General features: G+C 29.4%; 17 protein-coding genes, 4 tRNA genes and 1 riboswitch. Of the genes, 9 read left to right on the top strand and 12 right to left on the bottom strand.

Annotated features, from left to right (window positions below; translation table 11 throughout):
* Positions 1 to 23 precede the first annotated feature (23 nt).
* The 5 genes from ACZ5CK_RS01560 to ACZ5CK_RS01540 form a co-directional block, all read right to left on the bottom strand.
* Positions 24 to 1118, bottom strand: a complete 1095-nt coding sequence (locus ACZ5CK_RS01560; RefSeq protein WP_464582154.1) for an iron-containing alcohol dehydrogenase family protein — start codon at positions 1116 to 1118, stop codon at positions 24 to 26.
* A gap of 271 nt (positions 1119 to 1389) precedes the next feature.
* Positions 1390 to 2394, bottom strand: a complete 1005-nt coding sequence (locus tag ACZ5CK_RS01555; RefSeq protein WP_464582153.1) for an elongator complex protein 3 — start codon at positions 2392 to 2394, stop codon at positions 1390 to 1392.
* Between the two features lie 54 nt (positions 2395 to 2448).
* Positions 2449 to 3324 carry a polyamine aminopropyltransferase gene (gene speE, locus ACZ5CK_RS01550; protein WP_464582152.1) on the bottom strand — a complete coding sequence of 292 codons (876 nt, stop codon included), beginning with the start codon at positions 3322 to 3324 and terminating at the stop codon, positions 2449 to 2451.
* A 14-nt stretch (positions 3325 to 3338) separates the two neighbouring features.
* The gene (gene speD, locus ACZ5CK_RS01545) at positions 3339 to 3734 is read right to left on the bottom strand and encodes an adenosylmethionine decarboxylase (protein ID WP_464582151.1); all 396 of its coding nucleotides are present in this window, start codon (positions 3732 to 3734) and stop codon (positions 3339 to 3341) included.
* 38 nt (positions 3735 to 3772) lie between these two features.
* The gene (locus tag ACZ5CK_RS01540; protein WP_464582150.1) at positions 3773 to 4306 is read right to left on the bottom strand and encodes a helix-turn-helix domain-containing protein; all 534 of its coding nucleotides are present in this window, start codon (positions 4304 to 4306) and stop codon (positions 3773 to 3775) included.
* A gap of 316 nt (positions 4307 to 4622) precedes the next feature.
* On the opposite strand from ACZ5CK_RS01540, the gene ACZ5CK_RS01535 reads away from it, so the two are divergent.
* From ACZ5CK_RS01535 to ACZ5CK_RS01525, 3 genes are all read left to right on the top strand, one after another.
* The gene (locus ACZ5CK_RS01535) at positions 4623 to 5228 is read left to right on the top strand and encodes a hypothetical protein (protein ID WP_464582149.1); all 606 of its coding nucleotides are present in this window, start codon (positions 4623 to 4625) and stop codon (positions 5226 to 5228) included.
* 9 nt (positions 5229 to 5237) lie between these two features.
* Entirely contained in the window at positions 5238 to 5684 is a 447-nt protein-coding gene (fliS, locus tag ACZ5CK_RS01530; RefSeq protein ID WP_464582148.1) for a flagellar export chaperone FliS, read from the top strand.
* A 155-nt stretch (positions 5685 to 5839) separates the two neighbouring features.
* The gene (locus ACZ5CK_RS01525) at positions 5840 to 6685 is read left to right on the top strand and encodes a GNAT family N-acetyltransferase (RefSeq protein WP_464582147.1); all 846 of its coding nucleotides are present in this window, start codon (positions 5840 to 5842) and stop codon (positions 6683 to 6685) included.
* 27 nt (positions 6686 to 6712) lie between these two features.
* Here ACZ5CK_RS01525 and ACZ5CK_RS01520 read toward each other — a convergent pair whose 3' ends face one another.
* Positions 6713 to 7255, bottom strand: a complete 543-nt coding sequence (locus tag ACZ5CK_RS01520; RefSeq protein WP_464582146.1) for a GNAT family N-acetyltransferase — start codon at positions 7253 to 7255, stop codon at positions 6713 to 6715.
* Between the two features lie 617 nt (positions 7256 to 7872).
* On the opposite strand from ACZ5CK_RS01520, the gene mnmE reads away from it, so the two are divergent.
* The 6 genes from mnmE to ACZ5CK_RS01490 all read left to right on the top strand — a co-directional run bounded on the left by mnmE (position 7873) and on the right by ACZ5CK_RS01490 (position 10370).
* Complete coding sequence (mnmE, locus tag ACZ5CK_RS01515) at positions 7873 to 9216, top strand: tRNA uridine-5-carboxymethylaminomethyl(34) synthesis GTPase MnmE (protein ID WP_464582145.1); 1344 nt, start codon at positions 7873 to 7875, stop codon at positions 9214 to 9216.
* A 10-nt stretch (positions 9217 to 9226) separates the two neighbouring features.
* Positions 9227 to 9934: a hypothetical protein gene (locus ACZ5CK_RS01510; RefSeq protein ID WP_464582144.1), complete on the top strand. Its 708-nt coding sequence runs from the start codon at positions 9227 to 9229 to the stop codon at positions 9932 to 9934.
* A gap of 91 nt (positions 9935 to 10025) precedes the next feature.
* Positions 10026 to 10101: transfer RNA gene (locus ACZ5CK_RS01505), tRNA-Pro, on the top strand.
* 21 nt (positions 10102 to 10122) lie between these two features.
* Positions 10123 to 10198, top strand: a tRNA-Gly gene (locus ACZ5CK_RS01500).
* Positions 10199 to 10275, top strand: a tRNA-Arg gene (locus tag ACZ5CK_RS01495).
* Between the two features lie 20 nt (positions 10276 to 10295).
* Positions 10296 to 10370: transfer RNA gene (locus ACZ5CK_RS01490), tRNA-His, on the top strand.
* A gap of 100 nt (positions 10371 to 10470) precedes the next feature.
* Here the strand turns inward: ACZ5CK_RS01490 and ACZ5CK_RS01485 are convergent.
* The 6 genes from ACZ5CK_RS01485 to ACZ5CK_RS01460 all read right to left on the bottom strand — a co-directional run bounded on the left by ACZ5CK_RS01485 (position 10471) and on the right by ACZ5CK_RS01460 (position 19845).
* Positions 10471 to 11694, bottom strand: coding sequence for an adenosylhomocysteinase (locus ACZ5CK_RS01485; RefSeq protein ID WP_464582143.1), 1224 nt, complete (start codon positions 11692 to 11694; stop codon positions 10471 to 10473).
* Between the two features lie 353 nt (positions 11695 to 12047).
* Positions 12048 to 13160 carry a KamA family radical SAM protein gene (locus ACZ5CK_RS01480; protein ID WP_464582142.1) on the bottom strand — a complete coding sequence of 371 codons (1113 nt, stop codon included), beginning with the start codon at positions 13158 to 13160 and terminating at the stop codon, positions 12048 to 12050.
* Between the two features lie 164 nt (positions 13161 to 13324).
* Complete coding sequence (locus ACZ5CK_RS01475; RefSeq protein WP_464582141.1) at positions 13325 to 14092, bottom strand: ABC transporter ATP-binding protein; 768 nt, start codon at positions 14090 to 14092, stop codon at positions 13325 to 13327.
* Positions 14089 to 15105, bottom strand: a complete 1017-nt coding sequence (locus ACZ5CK_RS01470) for a FecCD family ABC transporter permease (protein WP_464582140.1) — start codon at positions 15103 to 15105, stop codon at positions 14089 to 14091. The genes ACZ5CK_RS01475 and ACZ5CK_RS01470 overlap by 4 nt, the downstream gene beginning before the upstream one ends.
* A complete protein-coding gene (locus ACZ5CK_RS01465) occupies positions 15102 to 15986 on the bottom strand; it encodes an ABC transporter substrate-binding protein (protein WP_464582139.1) in 885 nt (294 codons plus the stop codon). The genes ACZ5CK_RS01470 and ACZ5CK_RS01465 overlap by 4 nt, the downstream gene beginning before the upstream one ends.
* A gap of 53 nt (positions 15987 to 16039) precedes the next feature.
* A riboswitch (cobalamin riboswitch) is annotated at positions 16040 to 16209 on the bottom strand.
* Between the two features lie 99 nt (positions 16210 to 16308).
* Positions 16309 to 19845, bottom strand: a complete 3537-nt coding sequence (locus ACZ5CK_RS01460; RefSeq protein ID WP_464582138.1) for a hypothetical protein — start codon at positions 19843 to 19845, stop codon at positions 16309 to 16311.
* Positions 19846 to 19868: the final 23 nt, after the last annotated feature.

Raw genomic sequence — 19868 nt, 5'->3', positions numbered from 1 at the left:
TCCGTATCTTATATATCATTTTATCATATTTTTAATATTTTTTTATACATTCCTTTAATTTTTTCTAAATCAAAATTACCTGGAGTATTTTTTACATGTGACGAATTCATAACTTCTTTTGAAAACATATCTAATTCTTCTTCTGTAAAATCTATATCATATTTATATACATCAACCGATTTCAAAAACTCATATAATCCATCTAAACTACCAAATATTTCTTCAAGTATTTTAGTCTTTTTTGGCGCAGTTTTCTTTACTTCTTGAGCTACAAAAGGCAAAAAAATTGCTGTTGCTTGACCATGTCTTAAACCTTTATGAATAGTTATTCTATACCCTAATGAATGAGGTAAGATAGTTCCTGTTTGTGCAATAACCATTCCAGCTAAGGATGATGCAATTGCAAGTTTTTCCCTATATTCAATATTTTCTAAATCATTTAATACTTTAGGTAAGTAATTATAAATTAATGAAATTGATTCTTTAGCAAGCATGTCAGATAAAACAGTAGCTTTTTTTGAAAGAATTCCTTCTATTGAATGAGAAAGTGCATCAACTGCTGTAGTCATTGTCAAACTTTTACTCATCTTCACCATATATTTTGGATCCAAATAGGAAACATCTGGAAAAATTAATTCGCTTTTAAATCCTGATTTTCTACCATTCGGTTTTGTTAAAACTGCAAATGGAGTTACCTCACTTCCTGTCCCAGAAGTTGTTGGAATCGCTACTATAGGTAATGCAACATCATAATTTTTCATATCAAACAAATCATCAGGAGATAAATCGGGATTAGATGCTAAGACTGCAATAGATTTACCAGCATCCATAGGACTTCCACCACCAATAGCAATAACAAAATCACATTCATTTTCAATAGCAATTTCCTTTCCTTTTAACACCATTTCATATGTAGGATTTTCACCAATTTCATTGTAATGAACATAAGGTATATGAAACTCGTTTAAAACGGATATTACATCTTCAAGAGCTCCCGTAATCTTTGCAGAATTTCTACCTGTTACTATAATTGCTTTTTCGCCAATAATCATTTCTTCCTTATGTTGAAAAATAATATCTTTTCCATAATATAACTTTGTTGGCATATAGTATAACATTAATAATACCCCCTTATAAAATTAACTTAATACTAATTATATTATACACTATTTTCTTAAATTTTGCTTAAGAACTAAAGAGTTTATATGCTTTTTATATTATTCAAAAAATAAAATATGAAAATAATATCAAATATTATTAAAAATTTCTCTAATTAAGCTAAATATATTATTGGAACTCAAAAATAAAACGAATGAAAACTCGAAGATTATTTTTAAATTATACAATCAGCTGTCTGAGTAATTTTATTTTTTTGAACATTCCTTAGTTTTATATAAACTTCTTATTTAATAATAAATTTAGCAATTCCACATATGAAAGTTCCTTATTATTTAAAATAAAAACTTTATTATCATGAAATTGTATTTTTGACTCTTTTAATAATTTCATATTTTTCTTTTTAAAACCTATAAAATTAGATTTATATTTAATTGGTACAATTAATTCAGGAAATGCTTTTATAATATCTTCTGCTATTTTTGTTCTAACAAGATCACCAAATGAATCATGATATGGTCCAGCTACAACATTTTCTTTCTCTTTTCCATATAAACATATACCTAATCTGATTACATTTTTACCTGAAGATTCTATTATTTCAGTCATTCGAGCAACTTTACTGATTGATTCTTCAAGAGTTTCTGGTTTATATTCACCATTTTTATACATTTTTTCAAGAGTTGAATTTTTTAAAACAACTGTTGGATGAATCCTTACGCTTTTTACTTTTAAAAATGTAGCTATAATTGATGAATTAATATCTTTAAAATAAGAGCTTCCAGGTAATCCTGTCATTAAATGAACTCCATAATCTATATTATACTTTTCAAGCAAATCTATCGCTTTCCATACTTCTTCTAAATTATGCGGTCTATTTGCAAGTTCCAAAACATCATTATAAAAAGATTGAATACCAATTTCTATAAAGCTTATTGTATAGTCTTTTAATATATTTATTTTTTCTTCTGTTATTTCTTCTGGTGAAGTGGAAAATCTTATTCCTATCGCTTTATCATAAGCAACTTTATCCTGCGCCCAGTCTAAATAGTATTTCATTAATTCTTTTTCCATACCCGTAAATGTAGAACCATAAAAGGCTATAAATGGTTCTACATCTTTAGGAAAATATTCTATGTATTTGGTATATGTTTCATCTAGCTTTTTTATATCTGGTTTTAATCTAATACCAGTAGCAGAAAATTCATTACAAAATACACATATTTTTTTACATCCTGCATGTGGAATAAAAATCGGTATTATATATTCTCTAGACATTATTCACCTCTATTAAAAAACCGGTGGAAAATTCCACCGGTATATTTTATTTAATTATTTTTCACCAATTAATTTTTTTACAAATGTTGGTAATGCAAAACTTGCAACATGAATTTCTTCATTATAATACTTTAATGTGTCTAATTTTTCAAAATTTCTAACTTTTTCTGGATTAAAATCTTTTAATGGATCTAATCCTTTTGATGCAAATGCATAACTCCACATACCTGAAGGATATGTAGTCATAAAGCCCATATATGTTTTAGTTACTGGAAATGCACTTTTTATCCTGTTATATGCAATTCCTACCCATGCTCTATCATAAAAAGGATCTTCTGTTTCTGCTGAAAATACACCATTTTCTGTTAATGCATTATAACAAGCTTTATAAAAATCTTCTGTAAATAAATGTCCACCTTCTCCAGCTGTTGGATCTGTTGAATCAACTATTATTACATCAAAATAATTTTCAAATTGTCTTACATATTCAGAACCATTCTCATTTACTATTTTTAATTTAGGATTATCATATTCTACACTTGTTGGTAAATATTTTCTTGCAGCCTCAATAACCATTGGATCTATTTCACACAAAATCACTTCTTCAACTGAAGAATGTTTTAAAACTTCTCTTGTTAACCCTCCGTCTCCTCCACCAATTACTAATACTCTTTTTGGATTTGGATGAATAAACATTGGTACGTGAACTAACATTTCATGATACATAAATTCATCTACTTCTGTAGTCATTGTAATTCCATCTAAAGAAAAAACTCTTCCTAATTCTGGATTTTCAAAAATGTCTATTCTTTGATATTCGCTTTGAGCAGAATATAACACTTTATTCATTTTCATAAACAATCCTACATCTCCACCTGTATACCATTCCATATATAACAAATGTCTTCCGGGCTCTAAATTCTTTTCCATTTTAACCCCTCCTCTTACGCTTCCACCTTATGTGGTGAGTTTTCATCTATTCCAATCTCATCATAAACGCCTCTTAAATGCTCTATCGTTTGTGCTCTCTGAGAATTAAATTCTTTTTTTAGAAATTCAAAACTTTTCCATGGATCAACATGATCTCCACATGTATAGATATCAACAGATGCATATCCATATTCTGGCCATGTATGAATTGCAAAGTGTGATTCAGAAACTATAACGGCTCCACTTACCCCATGGGGCAAAAATCTGTGAAAAGTAGAAGTTACTATAGTTGCTCCAGATTCTATGGAAGCTTTTTTCATTAATTCTTCTATTTTATCTACATCATCTAATATATCTTTATCACATTCATAAAATTCAGCTATAATATGCCTTCCTAATGATTTTGCCATATACAACCCTCCCCATGGAATTTCTATTTTATTCTTTATTATTGTATTTCAATCCATAATACTTTAGCTTTTTTCTTTTTACTAGAATTTCTGATATAATGAATTTTATCAGACTTAAAATAAAAAGCATCTCCTGTTTTAGCTTTATATTTTGTATCATCCAACCATAACTCTATATTACCATCCAAAACATATCCAAATTCCGATCCCTCATGATAATTTTCTTCTTCAGTCTGGGACAAAGGATTTAATTCTACTATAATCGGTTCTATTTTCTTTACCTCTGTATCAGTCATTAGCAATTCTTCTTTTACTCCCTCTGGTGCATCATAAATAGGAACTCTCTCAGATTTTTTATATATAATTTTCTTTTCTTCAAAATCAGAAAAAAATTCCTTTAAATTTGTTCCTAATGCTCTTAATATCATTTCTAAACTTTCAAGAGTTGGTGAAGTCAAATCTCTCTCTAATTGAGAAATAAAACCTCTTGTCAAATCAGCTCTAACTGCTAATTCTTCTTGTGTTAATCCCCTTGAAAGCCTTAATTTTTTCAGCTTTTCCCCTATTTTCATAATATCACCTGTATTTTTAAAGTGTCTTCTGTGTATTTTATAATAAACACCGAAAAATTTTATTATAAAAGACTTTTAGAATTTTACTCTTATTTAAACATCTCAAAATATGATTTTTTATATGTATAAATGAACATTATAATAAACAATACGTTTATTATTATAATCTTTTTTCTCTGATTTGTCAATAAACTTTTTATCAAATTAGTATTTTTAATATTAATTTTTTTTTACGGTATTTTTTTGTTTTAGTCCAAATTAATGTTATAATTCAATTGGACGATATATTATATGAATGAATTAGGAGGTAATTCTTATGGATTCAATAAAAGTAAAGATTTTATACGAATCAGACGATCAAACCTTTGAAAGAGAATTTTCTAAGGATCAATTTAAAAATTTCAATGAATTAGTAAATTTTTTTCAAACTGAAAAATTAAATTCTGTGCTTGTTGGTATGAAAATAAATGGTAAAGATATACCAATGAAATTTTATGATGAAATTAAAAATGCTTTTTTTGAAGGTGGGGAAGAAGTTGAATTAACTTTTGACGATTTATATGGTCTTGTAAAAAAATTACTATTAGAAGGAGAACAATATATATCAAAGATCGAAACTTCTTTAAGTTCAATTTCAAAAGAAGTTATGCTAAACTCAGAAGAAGGACATAAAATGATTAAGGCTTTAGCTGAAGGGTTACAAGCTATGAACACTATACTTTCCCAAGCTTCGAAAGTATTAAAAAAAGAATTTATAACAAAAGAAGAAATAGAAAAACAAAAAGAAATTTTAGAAAAAATAACAGACTCTCAAGCTATTTCTGATAATGTGGAAATTTCAGACATCATAGATTATGAATTTTCAGAAATATTAGACATCTTTAAAAAAGCATTTGAAAGAGCTATTAACGAAATTGAGTGAGGTGGTTTAATGTATCAACCAAATAATTTTCAAAATGCTAATAACAGATATGTTGAAAGCATGGTAAAAACAGCAAGCCCGGCAAAATTAGTTGAATTATTATATTTAAATTCCATTGAAAGATTAAATAGAGCCATTAATATGATTAAAAACAAAAAAATTGCTGATGCTCATAATCAAATTATAAGGGTTGAGGATATCATTATGGAATTAAATTTATCTTTGGATATGGAAAAAGGCGGAGAGATTTCAAAAAATTTAAGAGCATTATATAATTATATGTATAGAAGATTATTAGAAGCTAACTTAAATAAGGATATTACTATTTTAGAAGAAATTAAAACTTTATTAAATACACTATTAGAAGCCTGGCGTGAAGCTATGAAACAAGCTGGAGACGTTATAAAACAGCAAGTAAATGGCCCTGAAAGAAAAGGTTTAGATATATCTACATAAAACTGGCATAAAGCCAGTTTTATGTAGATAAAATACAAAATAAAATTATCAAAATATTATTTTTCATATTTTATTTTGTCAACAGTCTAACTGGCTTTATGCCAGTTTTTATTTTTTTGTGATATAATTATAATGTGGGAAAAAGGGGGGATTTTATGGAATTCAAAAAAGCAAGTGAAGTTCCCAAAGTAACTATTGTTAATCTAGTAAATAAAACATTTAAAGATTATTCCGTTCCAATTAATTGGACCATTACATCTTTTGAGTACGATATAAGAGAAAACTCTATATCGTTAGAAGATTCATATATAGTTTTTGAAGACACAAAACCTATTGGTTTTTCTCTGGTTTCAATAAGAGGAACAAGAGGAAGAATAGATGCTTTTGGTTTTTTAAAGGAATATAGAACAAAAGGATATGGCTCAGAACTATTATATTATACAATAGAAAAAATGAAATGGAAAGGTATAACAAAAGTTACTTTAGAGGTTGTTGATGAAGAAATTAACGCAAAAAAATTTTATAAAAAACACGGATTCAAAGAAAAAAGAATTTTAGAGAGTTTTGTTAAATACATTGAAAAAACAGATGATGTGAAATTCGGATATTCCCAAATAGATTACAAATGGATACACGATAGAGCTGTTGAAGCATTACATTATATAAAACGAAACCCAAATTGGCAAAGAGAGCCAAAAACTTTAGAGTTATCTAAAGATAGATATCAAATGGAAAAAATAACTTACAAAGGCTTTTCTATTGGATATATTGTATGGGGAATCACAAAAGATAGTGCATTTATTGTAGACATTTCTCCTATAATAGACGAAACTAAATATGAAGAAATTTTTGCAGATGCGATTAATAGATTTGCTGATATGAATTTTAAAAATGTTACTATAGTTTCTTTGCCAGAAGATGATCCTTTAAGTTCTATAGTAAAAAAACATAATTTTAATGTTTTTCTAAAACAAATAGAAATGGAGAAAAGAATACATTAAAATATTTAAAAAAACACGACTGTAAAGTCAGTCGTGTTTTTTTTCTTTCCATTCTTTTCTTAAAATACCCATTATTATTTCATCATGATATTTTCCTTCTCTATAAATCTGCTCTCTTAATACCCCTTCAACTTTAAATCCAACTTTTTCATATGATTTTATAGCCCTTTTATTAAAACTAAATACATGTAATTTTATCTTATTAACATTCATTTCATTAAAAACAAAACCCACTAATAATTCCATCGCTTCTGTTCCATATCCATTATTTAAAAATGGTTTCCCAAGAAAAATACCAACAGTTGCAACAGAATTTTTCCAGTCAATATCGTTTATTCCGCATCCACCAATATACTTTTTATCTTCAATTCTTTCTATAGCAAAATTATATTTACCATCGCCCATAGGATTATTGCTTTCATACCATTTTTCCTCATCTTCCATTCTAAATGGAAAAGGGATGCCTGGCATCAAATACTTTTTCACCTCATAATCATTGATATATTCTAATACTTCTTTTAAATCATCTTTAGAATATGCTCTTAATCTTACCTTTTTACCCTCTAACATAAAACCCCTCCCTAAAAAATCGGATTTTTTAATAAAAGCACAAATATTTGAGAATATTATAACAAATTATAACTTCCATGTCAATTATAAATATTGATTTATTGAAAAATTAATAATAGAGAATTATAACCCCCGTCCAGGCGGTGAAATTTCTAATTCCTCGTTAAATATTTTCTTGCCGCTGTCGCTCAAACATTGCATCCATGCAATGGTTTCGCTCAAAAAAACATCCTGTTTTTTTGTCAGCTCACGCAAATATTTAACTCGGGAATTTTCAAGCCTTACCTTAGGTTATAATTCGCTATTATTATAAAATTTCATAATAAATTGAGAAAAGACTCGAAATTTGCCTGATAAAATCATGAATGTAGCTGTTAAAATCCCAAGGATGGGATTTTAAGCGAAGCAACACACGATGTGTTGTCTGAGCGACAGCTGAAAATGAATGATTTTATCAGATTAGCAAATGAGCGTCTGGCCGAAATTTATTATGCAAATTTTATAATACATTTCATTTCAATAAATCAATATTATTAACAATATGGGATTATAATATTAAAAAATATTGTAGGTTTATATGTTATAATATATCAGAAAAACTTTGAGGAGTGATTTTTATGATTTTTGATACAATAGCTGCTATTTCTTCACCATTAGGAACTGGTGCAATATCAGTAATTAGAATTACTGGAAATAAAACAAAAAAATTAATTAAAGAATTGTTTGATAATGAAAAAACAGAACCAAAAAAGATGTATTATGGCTGGATAAAAGATAAAGATGAAATAATAGATGAAGTTACCTGGGTATACCATAAAGGTCCAAAAAGTTATACTGGAGAAGATATGCTGGAAATTTTTGGACACGGTGGAGTATTAGTTACTAAAAAAATCCTTAACTTGATATTATCAAAGAATATTAGAGAAGCATTGCCAGGAGAATTCTCTAAAAGAGCTGTTATGAATAAAAAAATGGATTTAGTGAAAGCCGAAGCAATAAATGAGCTTATTCATGCAAATTCTGATTATGCTTTAAAAGCTGCTGCAAATCAAATGGAAGGAAAACTCTCAGAAAAAATTCAGGATTTAAAAAAAGATTTGTTTACTATAGCTGCAAGAATAGAAGTAGAAATGGACTATCCAGAAGATTTTGAAGTTGATAATTTTGAGTTTCTAAATTCATTAAATAAGGTTAAAGATGAATTAATTTATTTATATGAAAATGCTGATAATGGAATCACAGCTATAGAAGGAATTAAAATGGCTATTGTTGGAAAACCAAATGCTGGAAAATCAACTTTGCTAAATGCCTTATTAAGAAAAGATAGGGCTATTGTAACAGATATCCCCGGAACAACACGAGATACCATAGAAGAAAGTTTAAGTATTCGTGGTATTTTAATAAAATCTATTGATACCGCTGGCATAAGAGAAACCGAAGATGTAGTAGAAAAAATCGGAGTTGAAAGATCTTTAAAAGCTATTGAAGAATCAAAATTAATATTATTCGTTTTAGACAACTCTACTGGTATAGAAGATTATGATATTGAAGTATATGAAAAATTAAAAGAGTTTTCATATAAAGATATTATAATAGTTATAAATAAATCTGATATAAAAAATAGAGTCAATTTTAATGTACCTTGGAAAGATTATGATATTGTAAAAATTTCAGCTTCAAATGGAGATATTAGAAACCTAGAAGAATTAATTTACGACAAATTAAAAAATACCGTAATAACGAACGAATACACCCTTACAAACGAAAGACAAAAAAACGCTGTTAAGAAAGCTATTGATTCTGTTTCTAAGGCTATTGAAGGTATAAACTTAGGATTAACTAACGATGCTATAATGTTTGATGTTAGAAAGACAATTGAGGGGTTAAATGAACTTACAGGAGAAGATTATACAGAAACATTATTAGATAATATATTTGGTAATTTTTGCGTAGGAAAGTAGAGGTGTATATATGAATTCTTTAATTCTTTCTATTCTTTTTGGATTAACTCCATTTTTACAACTATTTATCAAAGGATGGGCTTTTTTTGGGTTATCTCTTATACTTTTTATTATATATTATCAAATATTAAAAGGCAAGGGTAAAAGCGTTTTTTCTTTCCTTGCAGGCACCATTATAGCAAGTGAAGCTATTGCTGTATTATTTGGATTTACTAATTTTCTTGTTTTATTTTATATATTAGTAGTTTCAGCTATTTTCTTGGTTGCAGCTAATGAAGAAAAAAAGATCGATATTTTAAAAAATCATATTGATATTAATAATTTTAATTCAAAGGAATGGAAATTTTATCAACTTTTTTTTGGACGAGGCGAAATTTCTTCTATAGAAGAAGTTGGTAAATTATTACCTGCTGTTTTTGCAATAGGAGAAAACAAAATTGCTTATTCTTTTAAAATGCCAAACGGTGAATATTTTAATCAAATAATTAACAAGAATGATATAAAAGAATATAATCTTTTTGATATAAAAGGCAAACAAGAACTATATTATGTTAAAATACAAGATTTATTTTTACCAAATAGGAGATTAAGAAATTTACATAAGCCTTATTTAGAAAGCTTTTGTTTATCTATATATTTAAAAGAAAATGAAGTAATAACTTTTTATGAAGAACCGGAGATCTTACATAAAATTGTTGAGAAATTAGATAATCTATAAACTTGTAAAAATCTTGAAATATTTTTTTACTTGACTGGTAATGATTTTTGTGGTATTATAATTCTCGGACATCTGATGAAGATGGATGTGTCGGAGCGTAGCGCAGATGGTAGCGCGCCGGTCTTGGGAACCGGAGGTCGCTGGTTCGATCCCAGTCGCTCCGACCAGAAGGTGGCGACCTTAAAAGTGCGGCTGTAGTTCAATTGGTAGAACACTGGCCTTCCAAGCCAGGGGTTGCGAGTTCGAGTCTCGTCGGCCGCTCCAGCGCCCATAGCTCAATAGGATAGAGCATTGGATTTCTAATCCAAGGGTTGGGGGTTCGAGTCCCTCTGGGCGCGCCACCTTTTTTTATTTAGTGATGGTGGCATTAGTTCAGTGGTAGAACGCCTGACTGTGGATCAGGATGTCGTGGGTTCAAATCCCACATGCCACCCCAACAAAAAGGGAACCTATTACGGTTCCTTTTTTTGTTATCCAATACCCTTTTATTTCTTAAATTTTAATATAAAAGTGGAAGCTTATGCTTCCACTTTTTGTTATTTCCAACTATTTAAATATTCTATTTGTTCTGGAGTTAATTCATCAATTTCTATTCCCATAGATTTTAATTTAATTTTAGCTATTTTTAGATCCACTTCATATGGCACGGGTTTAACATCAATATCTATCTTACCTTTATTTTCTTTTAAATATTTTGCCCCTTCTAATTGCAGTGAAAATGAAAGATCCATTATCTCTACTGGATGCCCATCACCATTTACAAGATTTACTAATCTTCCCATACCAAGTAAATATAATTTATTTCCATTTGGCATAGTATATTGTGTTACACCATTTCTAACTTCTTTCTTTTCTACATTTATTCTTTCTAAATCTGCAACCTTTACTTCAATATCAAAATGTCCAGCATTAGCCAATATAACACCATCTTTCATAGACAAGAAATGTCTTTCTACAATAACATCTGTATCACCTGTAACTGTAACAAAAAAATCACCGATTTTAGCAGCTTCATCCATAGACATTACTTCAAATCCATCCATTACAGCTTCAATTGCTTTTATAGGATCTACTTCCGTAACTATAACCTTTGCACCTAATCCTTTTGCTCTCATTGCAACACCTTTTCCACACCATCCATATCCTGCAACAACAACATTTTTACCTGCAACTGTTAAATTAGTTGATCTTATTATACCATCCCATGTAGACTGTCCTGTTCCGTATCTATTATCAAACAAATATTTCATATATGAATCATTTACATCAATTACTGGCACTTTTAATTTACCATCTTTAAGTAATGCCTTATATCTTTTTATTCCTGTTGTAGTTTCTTCATTAATTCCCCAAATACTTTCTAATAATTCTGGATATTTTTCTACAATTCTAACCCCCAAATCTGCTCCATCATCTATGACAATATTCGGTTTAATTGCTAAAACATTATCGATATTTTTCCAATAAAGCTCTTCGTCTGGTGTTCTTTTAGCATATACATTTACTCCATACGTTTTCAAAGCTTCTGCCACATCATCTTGTGTAGATAAAGGATTACTACTTGTAATAGCAACATTAGCTCCTAATTCATGTAATACAACAGCTGTATATGCAGTTTTAGCTTCTAGATGAATGCTCATCGAAATATTTATTCCTTTAAATGGTTGTTCTTCCATATACATTTCTTTTAATGTATTCAATACCTTCATATGTTGTTTTACCCATTCTATCTTTTTTTTACCTGATTCTACTAAATCCATAATCTCCCCCCTTAATTTTATTTTAATAACATTTTATATTATATCACTATTTATAAAAAAATCCCAGAGATTTATCTCCGGGATCCCAAACTATTGACAAAGTATTTTCTAAAAAAATAATATGAACGAATACTTGAAAATTCCCGAGAAAATTCTAATGAAGCAGGTTAATTTTGCATTCATGCAAAATTGAGTGAAAACGAACACGGATGTGAGTTTGATACGACCTACGAAAATGAGAATTTTTGAGGATTTAGAATTTTCCGTATGAGTGAATATTATTTTTGAAAATACTTGTATTTAATTTTTAAGTTTGTCAATAAACTTAAATTCCAGAGTTTTATATCTAGGATTTATATTAACGGATTATCAACAAAATATTCTTCAACTAAATCTTTATAATCATCAAGCCAATATGCATTTTGATTTCTCTTATAAACCATAAATTTTCCAGCATTTTTAGGATCATGCGCTCTTTGATATTTAAATATAATATGTTCTTTAGTAAGAGCAGCTACTTCTATTTTTCCTGTTTCATGCGACATAACAAATCTTGCTCTTTTAGCAAGACCTGAAACATTCATTATTGCTTTAAGAAATATCTGATATCCTTCTTCTATAGGAACAGCAAATGGTTTATTACCTGCAACAGGTCTTCCTTGAAATACATAATATGGTGGAATACCAATAAATGATAGTTTTTTAAACAATTCCATCAATGTTCTCCAATCAGCATTTACCCCTTTAATTAAAGGTGTTTGATTAGCTAATATTGCACCTGCTTTTAATAATTTATTTATTGCTTTTATAGACACATCTGTAATTTCATTAGGATGATTAAATTGTGTCATAATATATATTTTTTTCTCATTAGTAGAATATTTTTTAATCATTTCAATTAATTCTGGATCTTCTAAAATCCTATATGGATTAAAAGCTAACATTTTTGATCCAATTCTGATAATTTGAACGTGTTCAATTTCTCTGATTTGCTTAATGATATTTTCTAATTTTTCTGTAGATAATAGTAAAGGATCTCCTCCAGTTAATAATACATTAGTTATTTCCTTATGCTGTTTTATATATTTAAGATCTTCAGTTACATCTCTAACAACTTCAGCACCAGTATTTATAAATAATCTTTTTCTGAAACAGAATCTACAAAATCCACCACATACATCATTTACCAAAAGCAAAGCTGTATCTCTATATTTATGTTGTAATCCTTTGCTTATGGTATATGACTTTTCATTTGAAGCGTCTAATCTTCCCCATTCTTCTAATTCTCCAATTTGTGGAATAATCAAATTTCTAATGGGATCATTTGGATCATCCCAATTAATTAAACTTAAATAATAATCATTAGCTCTAAACTTATACTTTTCAGTGACTTTCTTTAATTCTTTTTTTTCTTCTTCAGTTAATTGTTCCACTTTGTCGATGTTTATAATATATTTTACACTCAATGCATCCTCCTCCTTTCAAAGTTATTTAACAAAAAAACTTGGCTCTTTTTAGAGTCTTGAATTCGAACGTTTTGAAAATTTGAAATATAAAGACAAGCGTTATTTCAGATAGTGTTAATAAAGAAGAAATAAGAGGATCTGTATATATATTATACCATATGAAATCAATATTCAAAAATAACTTGAGGTTTATTTTTTATAGGATGATTGGTTATTATACAATCTATATCATATATTTCTTTCATTATTTTCTTTGTAATTATATCTTCAGGTTTACCATGATATTTTATAATCCCCTCTTTAAAAATATATATTCTATCGGAATAGAGAGAGGCTAAATTAATATCATGAAATATAGAAAGAACACTTTTATTTTTTTGAATAGATTCATTTTTTACCATTCTTACTAATTGTTGCGTATATCCCGGATCAATTTGTGAAACAAATTCATCCAACAATAATACATTAGTATCTTGAGTCAATGCTCTTGTTAGCATTACTCTTTGCTTTTCACCACCACTTAAATAATTATATATTCTATCTTTAAATTTTAACGTGTCCGTCTTTTCCATTATTTTATTTATAAATTCATAATCTCTTTTTGAAAACAATGTTTCATAAGGTATTCTGCCAGAAGAAATAATACTTTCTACTGTAAAATCAAAAGATGTATAAAATTCCTGAGGAACAACGGAAATTTCTTTGAATAATTCTTTTTTAGAATATTTATTTATATTTTTACCATTAATAATAATTTCTCCTCCATCTATTGTTTCTACCATGGTTAATAATTTTAATACTGTAGTTTTTCCAGAACCATTCGGACCTATAATCGATACAAATTCTCCTTTCTCAATATATAATTCATCAATGTATAAAGTAAAATGATTATTATATGAAAATTTTAGATTTTTTATTTCAATTATTCTCATATTTTTCTTCCTCTTTTCATAATAATAATAAAAATAGGAGCTCCTACCAATGACGTTGTTACACCAATAGGCAATTCTGTAGGTCTGAATAAATAACGCGAAAACAAATCTGCAAATCCTAAAAATATTCCACCATATATTAAAGAACCTATTGTAGAATAATAAATATTAGGGCCAGTAAGTTTTCTTACAAGATGCGGAATTATTAATCCAACAAAGCCTATAATACCTGCTTTTGAAACAACTACAGAAACAGCAAATATATTTATAGTTAATACTAATAACTTTATTTTTTCTGGATTTATTCCAGAAAAAATTGATATATCATCACCCATAGCAACAACTTCAATATGCTTTTTAAAAATAAAATTAATTGAAATTTGAAGAATTAAAAATATACTTAAAATTATTAAATCAGACCACACAATATTTCCTGTACTACCCATAAGCCAAAAATTTACATGCAGTAAATTTTGCCAGAATAAAACAGTAAACAAAGTTGAAATTGAGTTAAAAACAAATCCAACAATAACTCCACTTAAAATTAAAGAAACAACTGGAATTTTCCTTCCCTCTTTTGCCAATGCAAAAGTTATTCCAGTAGCTATTAAAGCAGATAAAAATGAAAAAGTTTCTATTCCAAAAGGTAAATCTATGCCATATACACTTTTTAATGCAGTATATATAACAGCACCAAAACTTGCTCCAGATGAAATACCAATAATAAACGGATCAGCTAGTGGGTTTTTTATTATCATTTGAAAGTCATTACCAGCTATTGCGAGAATAGATCCTATTAATATGGTTCCGATTACTCTCGGTAATCTTAAATTGAATATTATTCTATCATATAACATATTATCAGATTTATTTAAAAAGGCTAACATTACATCTTTAAAAGGAATTTTTACTGTCCCTAAAGATGTAAATAATATTATTGATAAAATAATAAAAATAATACCTAATGAAAGGGAAAAAATCGGGGAGAATCTCCCCGAAATTATTTTTTTCATTTATTTTCACTGAAGAGTTGATTAATCTCCCCTAATAAGTCTATTAATCCTGTATTTGGCAAAGATGCTTTATTGCCATCTATGATAAAAACTTTCCCTTCTTTAACAGCTTTCACATCCTTAAATTGCTCAGCTTTCATAATTAAATCATATGCCCCTTTATCACCAGGATAATAAGCTGGCACTAAAATAATATCCGGATTTTCTTTAACAACAAATTCTGGCCCAATAGCAAACCAACCATTATTTCCTGTATATGGTGCAGTTACATTAATTCCACCAGCATACGCGATTATTTCATTCAAATACGAACCTGTACCACATGTCCACATTTGTGAAACACTACCATATGCTGATAAATAAATAACCCTTGGTTTTTCTTTCCAAGCAAATGTATTTTTTGCTATATTTAGCATTCTTGCTCTTAACTTTTGTGAATAATCCTGAGCAGTTTTATCTTTACCTAAAATAACTCCAACGAGTGATAAATCTCTAAATACTTCATTTAATGTCGTAGGATTTACAACAAATGTTTTTATTCCAAATTTTTCTAATTTTGAAACTTCTCCTTCTTGAAATCCCCCAGTTAATAATACAACATCAGGATTTAAAGAAACTATTTTTTCTACATTTAAAGGAACCATATTTCCTATTTTTTCTACATCTGTTATATATGAATCAAAATCTGTAACCCCAACAACTTTATCTTTAGATCCAAGTTTCACAATAAAATCAGAAATAGCAGGTGCTGCAACCACAATTCTTTCAACTTCCTTATTAAATGTAACTACTCTTCCTAAATCATCAACTAATGTAACTGGTTGAAATGCAAATACTGATAAGGCTAATACCAATAGTACTGCTAAAAACAACTTTTTCATCTATAATCCCTCCTATATAAAATCTATTTTCCATCTTCTTTTCGCGAGAAGATGGAACAAATTCCTTTAAAATAGGTCTCCCGGCTTGTGGCTCATTCTACTCCCAGCGCCTTCCCAGAGAAATGTTTCCAGTGGCTTAGTGCTGGTTTCGTCCCCACTCACGGTGGCGCGACCGCAACGGATTTTCACCGTTTTCCCTTACACTTTAAAGGAATTTTTATTTAATTGTCAATGATATTATATCATGATCATTATAATATTTCAAATAAAAATTATATATAAAAAAATCCCCGGGAATAATCCCAGGGATTTTGCAATAATATTAATTTGTTGCTATATTTCCAAAGTTAAGCCAATTAAGATCTACTGTTAATGATGGTGTGTATGGTGCTGCTCCTCCATCATGTAATACTACTAAACCATTTTCACCATCTGCTACTAATATATAATTACCTGAAATAACTGTTGAATAACATGCACCTTGTGTATCGTATTCACTTGCTACATAATCATTATCTGCATCTGGATCATTGGATGATGTATGCAATGCATCAGCATTTGTTAATGTTGTTGGATCTGCTACTCTCATTACAACTACCCCTCTATTACCTGCTGATAGTTCATAATATCCAGCTGCTCTTTGTTTTATTCCTGTTATAATTGCATCATCAAATTTTACTCCACCTTTTGATGACCAGGTTATTGTTGGACCTGCAGCATAATCATAATGAACAACGTTTAACCCTTGAGTTCCATCTGCTACATATATGTCATCATTAGCTGCATCTACATATAAATCAAATGCTGTTCCAGACGTATCATAATTCGGATGAGCTGAATCTGGTATTGAAGGAGTTTGTGGTGTTGATATATCAAATAACACTATGCCATTTTCGCCATCCGCTACCAATAATGCATCAGTTCCACCACCATCATAATCATCATCATACCCTATTGCCATCATTACTCCATCATTCGATGTTCCATTATTATCTATAAATGAATCAACATATACTGGCACTCTTGTATTTGCTTGTGAGGTTATATCAAATACTGCTAAACCTTGTGGTCCATCTGCTACATATAACCATTCATCACCACTTAAATCAAAACTACCGTCTACAGCATATGGGTAAACGTCATATGCATAACCATCCGTTTCTACGCTACCAATCATAGCAATATCTGCTGCATCTTCAAATGCGGTATCATCACCATCAGCATCAGCATCTATTACTGCAATACCTTTTGGTCCATCTGCTACATAAATTAGAAATTCTTGATTTGCTGGAGCACCACCATCATCATGGTGAATATACTTAACATTTCTTGCATAACCTGGTGTATGTATTGTTGTAACATATGTTGGATTATTAATATTTGCTAAAGCTGCTCCAGCATCATAAATTTGAACTCCATTATCTCCATCAGCAATTATTACATATCGATTTTCTGCAACATCTATGTTTCTTGCTACTGAACCATTATTTAAACTTCCGCTTAGTGTTAGATTATTAACATCTACAATGTTCAATCCATTATAATCATCGCCAACAAAACCTGTACCACCATCTACTACTATTCCTTTTGCATATCCTCCTGTGTTATAACTTCCTACATAAGACAATGATGATTTTTCAAGTTTTACTACTCCGTTTGCTCCATCTGCTACATATACATAATCTCCCTGTACATCTACTGATTCTGCATATCCTGATGTGTTATATGAACTTACTACACTTGGATTTGTCTTGTCGCTTACATCCACTTTGTATACTCCCGTTTCTCCTCCTGCTACATATGCATAATCTCCATCTATCGCTACATCTCTTGCATTTGTTATATCACTTAATGTCCCTATTATTTCTGGATTCGATAAATCACTTATATCTACTATTACTAATCCTCCTGATCCTGCTGCTACATATGCTGCTGTCCCATCTACTGTTACTTGATTTGAATCTCCGCTTATTGCTAAATGTGATTTTAAGGTTAATGTGAATGTTCCATCTGGATCATCATCTGTATTTGCTTGATCAGCTGCAGTTGAAGTAAATTCTACTATATATAATCCTTCTGAACCTGCAGAAGCTAATAAATAATGCTTAGAATTATCGCTGTCATAATAATATGCTATTCCTTTTGCTTTATCTCCTAAATAGAATTTTGCTAAACTATCATCTTTTTCTAAAACCCACGTATTTACAGCAGTATTATCATAATACAATACTGTTATTCCATCGCTTCCATCTGCTACTGCAACATATTTATCATTTGCTCCATTGAATTTTGCCACATCATATACATATCCATCTGTATCCACTATATTATTACCTTCAATTTGAGGATTAGAAGTATCACTTACATCTATTACAAATACTCCTTCATTTCCTCCTGCTACAAATATCTTATCTAATGTTTCTGTTGAGAAACTATATGTCGATGTTTCTGCTTCTCCACCTTTCCCATCTTTTGCTACTGCTTTCCAATAATATGTTGTCCCTCTTTCTAATGATAATGCACTTGTTTGTGAAACTGCTAAATCTGATGCTATTTTTACTGATGGGTCTTTACTATCTACTAATGATTGATCTGTACTTAAATATACATCATATGTGAGTGAGTCCCCATCAGGATCTGTCGCATCATCAAAATCAAGCGATGTTGTTATAGAAACATTTAATGCCCCATCTGCTGGAACTGGTGCTGCTCCTCCAAATAGTGGTGGTGTATTTTCTGATGGTAAGCTCTTTCCATAATTCCTTGCAAATATTATGAAATCATATAAGTCTACTTTTCCATCATGAAATGCTATACTATATATTGAATCATCTTCCCATCCTTCTAATGGCGCTATTTCTGCTGGATATATATCAAAATCTTCATCATACAATGCATCTCCTTGTGCTGTTCCATAATGATCTAAGAATACTAAGAAGTCATCCATATCTACTGTGTTATCTTTGTCATTTCCTGCTGTATCTGGATCATCAAAGTCTCCTAATAATTCTGGATCATATACTACTATTTCTCCTGCATGTGTGTCTGCTGTTACTTCATCTAAATTACTATCTAATAATGTTGCTTCTAGTGTCGTGTTACCTTGTCCTTTTGGATTTACATCTTTTGCTATTATGTATACTCTTACTATGTCTTCATCTTCTACACTTATCGTTGAGCCATCTTGGGTTACAAATGTTATTTCTAATTTCCCAGGTGTGTTTATTGGATCTGATAATAATGTGTTATTTGCTGCTGAATTTAATAATTCTACTCCATTGTTCCCTTTTGATGTGTCTATATCTATTAGTTCATTTGGATAGTGTAAGTCTATTTGAAAACTTTCTACTCCACTTATACTTTTTGCATGTATTACTATTGATGCTTCATCTCCTGATCTTAATCTTACTGAATCCGATACACTTAATCCATCTTCATATGGCGCTACTGCTTTTGTTATTATTTTGTTTGTTTTTTCATCTAATATCGCTGCTTTTGTTTCTATTTTATTACTTTCAGGATTTAAATATTCTCTTTTTACTGAGAATAACTTTTCTCCTTTTGTTATATCTTTTCTTGCTTTTGAATACATTACTACTGTTTTGTTTGGATAATTTTTTACCATCATCAATGCACTGTTTTTATCATACATAAACGCTTCTTTTGGTATGTTTTTATCAAATTCTATTTCTACTGCTGATGCGTTTACTTTTGAGTAAAAATCATAGTTGTTCCCTAAGCTTACATCTACATGATCTGTATTCAATAATTCTACTGGCGCACTTTTGAAACAACTCGATAAAAAGAAAATACTCAAAAAAACCGTAAACAAAAACAAATATAATCCTTTCTTTCTCATAATCACACCTCCATTTTTTATAA

This window comes from Marinitoga okinawensis (assembly GCF_055387075.1).
This window is presented reverse-complemented; position numbering and strand designations above follow the sequence as displayed.

Excerpts from the sequence above, each read along its gene's own strand:
- ACZ5CK_RS01560 (WP_464582154.1), bottom strand. The coding sequence starts at position 1,118 with ATGTTATACTATATGCCAACAAAGTTATATTATGGAAAAGATATTATT.
- ACZ5CK_RS01555 (WP_464582153.1), bottom strand. The coding sequence starts at position 2,394 with ATGTCTAGAGAATATATAATACCGATTTTTATTCCACATGCAGGATGT.
- speE (WP_464582152.1), bottom strand. The coding sequence starts at position 3,324 with ATGGAAAAGAATTTAGAGCCCGGAAGACATTTGTTATATATGGAATGG.
- speD (WP_464582151.1), bottom strand. The coding sequence starts at position 3,734 with ATGGCAAAATCATTAGGAAGGCATATTATAGCTGAATTTTATGAATGT.
- ACZ5CK_RS01540 (WP_464582150.1), bottom strand. The coding sequence starts at position 4,306 with ATGAAAATAGGGGAAAAGCTGAAAAAATTAAGGCTTTCAAGGGGATTA.
- ACZ5CK_RS01535 (WP_464582149.1), top strand. The coding sequence starts at position 4,623 with ATGGATTCAATAAAAGTAAAGATTTTATACGAATCAGACGATCAAACC.
- fliS (WP_464582148.1), top strand. The coding sequence starts at position 5,238 with ATGTATCAACCAAATAATTTTCAAAATGCTAATAACAGATATGTTGAA.
- ACZ5CK_RS01525 (WP_464582147.1), top strand. The coding sequence starts at position 5,840 with ATGGAATTCAAAAAAGCAAGTGAAGTTCCCAAAGTAACTATTGTTAAT.
- ACZ5CK_RS01520 (WP_464582146.1), bottom strand. The coding sequence starts at position 7,255 with ATGTTAGAGGGTAAAAAGGTAAGATTAAGAGCATATTCTAAAGATGAT.
- mnmE (WP_464582145.1), top strand. The coding sequence starts at position 7,873 with ATGATTTTTGATACAATAGCTGCTATTTCTTCACCATTAGGAACTGGT.
- ACZ5CK_RS01510 (WP_464582144.1), top strand. The coding sequence starts at position 9,227 with ATGAATTCTTTAATTCTTTCTATTCTTTTTGGATTAACTCCATTTTTA.
- ACZ5CK_RS01485 (WP_464582143.1), bottom strand. The coding sequence starts at position 11,694 with ATGGATTTAGTAGAATCAGGTAAAAAAAAGATAGAATGGGTAAAACAA.
- ACZ5CK_RS01475 (WP_464582141.1), bottom strand. The coding sequence starts at position 14,092 with ATGAGAATAATTGAAATAAAAAATCTAAAATTTTCATATAATAATCAT.
- ACZ5CK_RS01470 (WP_464582140.1), bottom strand. The coding sequence starts at position 15,105 with ATGAAAAAAATAATTTCGGGGAGATTCTCCCCGATTTTTTCCCTTTCA.
- ACZ5CK_RS01465 (WP_464582139.1), bottom strand. The coding sequence starts at position 15,986 with ATGAAAAAGTTGTTTTTAGCAGTACTATTGGTATTAGCCTTATCAGTA.
- ACZ5CK_RS01460 (WP_464582138.1), bottom strand. The coding sequence starts at position 19,845 with ATGAGAAAGAAAGGATTATATTTGTTTTTGTTTACGGTTTTTTTGAGT.